Source organism: Methylocystis sp. (assembly GCF_051061225.1).
GTDB lineage: Bacteria > Pseudomonadota > Alphaproteobacteria > Rhizobiales > Beijerinckiaceae > Methylocystis.
Genome location: NZ_JBPFEB010000134.1, coordinates 1 through 4928 on the forward strand (window position 1 = coordinate 1; position 4928 = coordinate 4928).

At 59.7% G+C, this 4928-nt stretch carries 4 protein-coding genes; 1 reads left to right on the forward strand and 3 read right to left on the reverse strand.

All coding sequences use genetic code 11. From position 1 onward, the window contains the following. Nucleotides 1-1147: 1147 nt before the first annotated feature. The 3 genes from ACR652_RS23535 to ACR652_RS23545 all read right to left on the reverse strand — a co-directional run bounded on the left by ACR652_RS23535 (nucleotide 1148) and on the right by ACR652_RS23545 (nucleotide 2939). The gene (locus ACR652_RS23535; protein WP_434508907.1) at nucleotides 1148-1321 is read right to left on the reverse strand and encodes an HGGxSTG domain-containing protein; all 174 of its coding nucleotides are present in this window, start codon (nucleotides 1319-1321) and stop codon (nucleotides 1148-1150) included. Between the two features lie 810 nt (nucleotides 1322-2131). Then, nucleotides 2132-2401, reverse strand: coding sequence for an HGGxSTG domain-containing protein (locus tag ACR652_RS23540; protein ID WP_434508908.1), 270 nt, complete (start codon nucleotides 2399-2401; stop codon nucleotides 2132-2134). Continuing rightward, complete coding sequence (locus ACR652_RS23545) at nucleotides 2379-2939, reverse strand: hypothetical protein (protein WP_434508909.1); 561 nt, start codon at nucleotides 2937-2939, stop codon at nucleotides 2379-2381. Before ACR652_RS23545 ends, ACR652_RS23540 begins: the two co-directional genes overlap by 23 nt. Before the next feature lie 971 nt (nucleotides 2940-3910). Here ACR652_RS23545 and ACR652_RS23550 point away from each other — a divergent pair. Then, on the forward strand, nucleotides 3911-4843 hold the full coding sequence (locus tag ACR652_RS23550; protein WP_434508910.1) for a helix-turn-helix transcriptional regulator: 933 nt from the start codon (nucleotides 3911-3913) through the stop codon (nucleotides 4841-4843). The last annotated feature ends 85 nt before the right edge of the window (nucleotides 4844-4928 follow it).

Genomic DNA, 4928 nt, shown 5'->3' on the forward strand with positions numbered 1-4928 from the left:
GCAGCGCCAGGGCCAACGCGTCGCCTGTCTGGAAGAAATCGCCTTCATGCAGGGATGGATCGACGCGGCCGCCCTCCGCGAAACCGCCGCCCGCCTCGCCAAAAGCGGATATGGCGGATATCTCCTCCAGGTCCTGCAGGATTGCGCAGGCTGAAGACCGAAGTCGAAGCCAGGCTGCACGCACTCATCGATCCTGTAGTTCGCGCAGTCTACTAAGTGTCAATGAAAGAAGCGAGATTCGGGCACGCTCTTGCGATTAATGGAGTCCAGGTGCCGCGCCCTTTTTTCGCTCGTTGCGTTGGGCCCGCGGGAGACTTGATAATGCGACAAAGCCTAAGCTTTTGCCGAGAGGGCAACTATCTGCCCAGTTGTGAACTGGTCCAATAAAACCACTCAAGCACAAATGGGGCAGTTACTAGGGCTAATAAAACAATAGCAATCAAATCTGACGTCCAATCGTAGCCCGGTTCATTCTCACGCTTTGGGCTTTCCATGTTTGACTCCGCGAAACAGGAGGGGCAATTGTCACGGATGCAGGCGCTGCAATAGCTCAGACTCTCAAATGGGATAGCGTCATTATTGGGGCACCAATCAGGCGTTCGAGAGGGCGCCATGTCGCTTCAATGATGAACGGCCGGGGCCGGAAGAGCGCAGACTGACGGTCTGACGAGCGAGGAGGAGGCAATGATTTTCGCCCTCCGGCTGCCACACGCTGTTGCCTTTGGTTGGCGGTTCGGCGCTTGCCGGTTGCGCGGGCCAAAGCATGACGGCGGCGCCGCTGCGCTAGAGTTCTTTCGCCATATAGACCGCGGCCGCCCCATAATCTTTCAGCTTCTCAGCCAAGCCGGCATTTTCCCGGAGCCTGTACCCCATCCGCCTCCACAGCCTGTCGGTTCCATATAAGGACATTAGCGCGATTGTCTCGAGCCGTCGCTCGCGTGCTTCGAAGACTTCCGGTCGTTCCGGGAAGTTCGGGTGAATGGCCGCCGCCATCCTGACTACCATGTCCGTTCCCGGCAAGGCGCGCCAGTTGGAGCCGAGAGTTTTGCCAGTTACTCAATCTGCTCAACCAACTTGCGCACATGACGGATCAGCGGCCGCAATCCCTTGCGCTGGGAGATTGCCTCGCGGGTGAACGCGCCGTTCTTCAGAGCGTTCTTGTTTCCTTTCGGCGCGCCAGAACCGCTGCGCCGCCGTGCATGCGGCAGCGGGTCTTTCCGGCAACCACTGGCGCGCGACAAGGGTGACCCGAGCGAGTCTTGGCGCCGCATCGAGGGCTGGCGAGCATGGGCTCGGTGTTATGAGGATGATTTCCGCTCATTGGCGTTTGTTTCTTTACCCACGCTCAGTGCGACAGGCTCGGCTTGTCGCTCGTTGATCATGGGCATGGGCGCTTGGCTGGAATGGGTGAGAGCTGGCGCGCTCCGTTTGGGTTTCGTCTGCCGCCGTTTCGGCGTGAGCGTGACATTGCCGACGATGGCTTGGCCCCCTCCGCTCACATTGACATGTTGCACGGTGACTTTTTGCTCTCCGCCGCTCCGGTAGCGTTTGAGGGCGTCGACGGCGCTGGGGCGCGACGCGCTGGAGTGGTGGCGAACGAGGCCTAAAGACCTCCGACGGCGTCCAGGCGGCGCATCCGCCGCACGATCGGCATTGCCCCAGGAGCCGCTCATGCCTCGCGGGCATCATCTCAGCGGCGCAGGGTCTCGCGGGCCCGATAACTCATCGGACTCCACAGCCTGTCGATCCATGTATGGACACGAGCGTGACCGTCCCGAACCGGCGCTCGCGGGCGAGGTCGCTCAACAATTGTCCAACGGTAGCGGCGGCGCCCAGGCCGCGCGCCGGCTCGAGGACGGCGATGTCATTCAGATGCAAACACCTTGGCGAAGGCGGCGGTCGCGCATTGTGTGTGGAGGCGCGGGATGCCATCCAGCGTCCATGGGTGGGCGAGCGCGTAGCCGCAAAGGCTTGCATCTTTTTCAAGGGGCAATGCAGTCGGCGGGAAAGAGACGCAGCTCCTCTTCGAAAGACTTCCAGCCGGTCCGGGAAGTTCGGGTGAATGGCCGCCGCCATCCCGACAACCATGGCCATTGCCAAGGCGCGCCGGTTGGCCGAGAGATTTGCCCAGTTACTCAATCTGCTCAGCCAGCTTGCGCGCCTGCCTGATCAGCTGGCGCAATTCCTTGCGCAGCGAGATCGCCTCGCGTGTGAATAAGCCGCTCTTCAGCGCATTCTTGTTGCCTTTCGGCGCGCCAGAACCCGCTGCGCCGCCATGCATGCGGCAGCGGGTCTTTCCGGCAACCACTGGCGCGCGACAGGGCTGCCCAGATCTGGTCTTGGCCCCGCATCGAGGGCTGGCGAGCATGGGCTCGGTGTTACGAGGATGATTTCCGGCCATTGGCGTTTGTTTTCTCCGCCTTCCTCAGCGCCACAGGCTCGGCTTGCCCTTCGCTGATCAAAGGCATGGGCGCCTGCTGGGAATGGGTGAGAGCTGGCGCGCGCCTTTTGGGTTTCGTCTTGCGCCGTTTCGGCGGGGGCGCGACATTGCCCACGATGGCTTGGCCCCCTTCGCTCACATTGACGTGCTGGACGGTGACCTTTTGCTCGCCGCCGCTCCGGTAGCGCTTTAAAGCCTCCATCTGAATCGTAAAAGTGCGCGCCAGCTTGTTGAACGCATTGAGGGCGCTCTCTTGCTGCGGAAGGTTTTCAACCTTGCTAAGCCGTCCCGCAAAGGTCATGGTCGCCATGTGCATGACCGCCATTTGCGCCGCCAACATGGTTTCCAATTGATCGCGCGGTTTCACGTCTTTGATGACGGAAAGGAGGAAGTTGAGCCGCTCGTCAGTGCCAACGGTATCTCCGCCAATCTGCAGCAGCTGAATGAGCAGACCGCCCAAGAAATCGCCATCCGTTATCCCAAGCGCTTCGGCGAGCAAGAAGCGACCAAGACCCTGGTCAGCATGTTCGTAAAGGAGCTTTGCGCGTCCGTCGACCCGCTTGACATTAACACGCGGAGCCGGGACTCGCCCCGAGCGCCGCTTCTCGCCACGCTTGACCGCAGCCTTTTCCGCGGCGGTCAGCTCATGCTTTGGCGGACCGGCCGTCGGGGCCTCTGTAGTCGGGGCGCGGGAGGGCGCTGGGGAGTTCTTCTTTCTTGACGCCATGCCATTGATAATACGCGGTTTCAGTCGAGGCCGGAAGAGGGGCCGCGCGGCCGTCGCTCGGCTCCGGCTCCATGCCGCGCGAACAGGCAAAGGCGGGAAAAGCGGCGCGGCCGGCTCAGTCCCCTGTGGGCAGTGGCGAGAAGCTCTAGGACGTCCGCCAAGGGCGCCGGCCCGCTCCTGTCGAAGACCTATTTCAAGGTGGACGAGATATCAGCCATCCCCTAAGGGCGACGAAGCGCAACTCGCATTTGACGCCGCCGGTTCAAAGGAGCACGGAAGACTCTGATCGCAGGCGATCGCAAGCCTCAATTCGCGCATGTGAATAAGGCGAAATCCTGGCGGGCGAACGCGAACATTGATTTCTCAACTCCGCAGAACCCCTCCCATCTGGCTTCCTCAAGGCATTGATTTCCTGTTTATTTATGCTATTTTGCGGATAGAACAAAACATGAACACTTTGAGTGAGGTCGGCGGCGCGGCAATCCTTTGGATCGTTAGGCGACAGCGGCAGACCCGGGATGGTTCAGTGTTCCGAAAAGGAGAATCCTGGAGGTTGATGAGACTGAGACATTTTGAAGTGCCGAGGCGGAAGTTCCGCACGCGAACAAAACATGAATACCGGTGACAGGCTTCTCCCTCATCGGACACCAGGGAAAGGCCGCGAAAACTGGACATCAGCCAGCCCGCGCGTCGACGACCAAAAGCGAGGTGGTTGCCGGCGGACAAGCAAAGAGGGGGTTAGAATGACGCCTAACAACATCCGCGCGTTGCGCGAGAAAAAGGGCATCAGCCAGAAAAAGTTGGCTAAAGCCGTGGAGACCGATCAGCGCCACATCCAACGAATTGAGGCGGGGGTGCAAAAGCCCCGTTTCGATTTGGCGGTGCAAATATGTCTGACTCTCGACGTTCCTATGGAGAAAGTTTTTCCAACTGCCGCGGCCGCCATCGCGCGCGCGCGGCGTCGGTTCAAGATGCCGGGCGATTGGCTGTTCGACGACGCGGCCTCCAACGAATTGGAAGCCGCCGCCTTTGATATGGATCCTGAAGTGTGGAGATTTCTCTATAAACTACATGGCGGTGCGTCTGGCTGTTTGATCGTATCGGGGCCTGAAAAGAAGCGGCTTTGGCGCTGGGTCCAGGAGGAGGAGGCTGGCCCACACATGTTTGTCGTGTTCGACTCCGAAGATCGGAGATATGCGATGAATCTCGATCACCTCATGTTCTGCCAGTTCCTGTTTGATCCGCCGTTTCGTAAATTGGGCGGCTCGACAACGGATACTGGCGACGAGACCGGCTCGAACGAGCTTGTGCTCTATTTTGCGGACAGTCCGACTCCACAGCGTTTCGAGATTGATCCAGACCTGTCATCTAGCGGCGATGAAGAAGCAGAAGAGCACAAGGTGCAGTTACAGCAGCTCTTCGGAACGATGGAATACGGCGGGTCGCAAAAGCTGCATTTCGTGGACGTGGATGGAGAGTCGGTTTTCGTCTCGAGCGCGGATGTCAGCATGTTGTCCATGCCACTTTCCGCCGTCGAGCCAACCTTGAGGGAGGCATATCGGGCGGCGGACGACGAGGAAAATGATGACCAGCAGGACGACAACGAACACCCCGCCGACTCTAGGCCGTGTGGACGAAATCTGGTGGTTGAGAATTTTGGGGATTCACGCGGTTAATCTGTCGTGATTCATAGGCTTCCGAGCGAATCGGAGGCCTGACACGATGTCGACGAAGATGGATGAGGAGGATTGGACGAACGCC

Coding starts and splice junctions, on each gene's coding strand:
- ACR652_RS23535 (WP_434508907.1), bottom strand. CDS start 1,321: ATGAGCGGAAATCATCCTCATAACACCGAGCCCATGCTCGCCAGCCCT.
- ACR652_RS23540 (WP_434508908.1), bottom strand. CDS start 2,401: ATGGCCGGAAATCATCCTCGTAACACCGAGCCCATGCTCGCCAGCCCT.
- ACR652_RS23550 (WP_434508910.1), top strand. CDS start 3,911: ATGACGCCTAACAACATCCGCGCGTTGCGCGAGAAAAAGGGCATCAGC.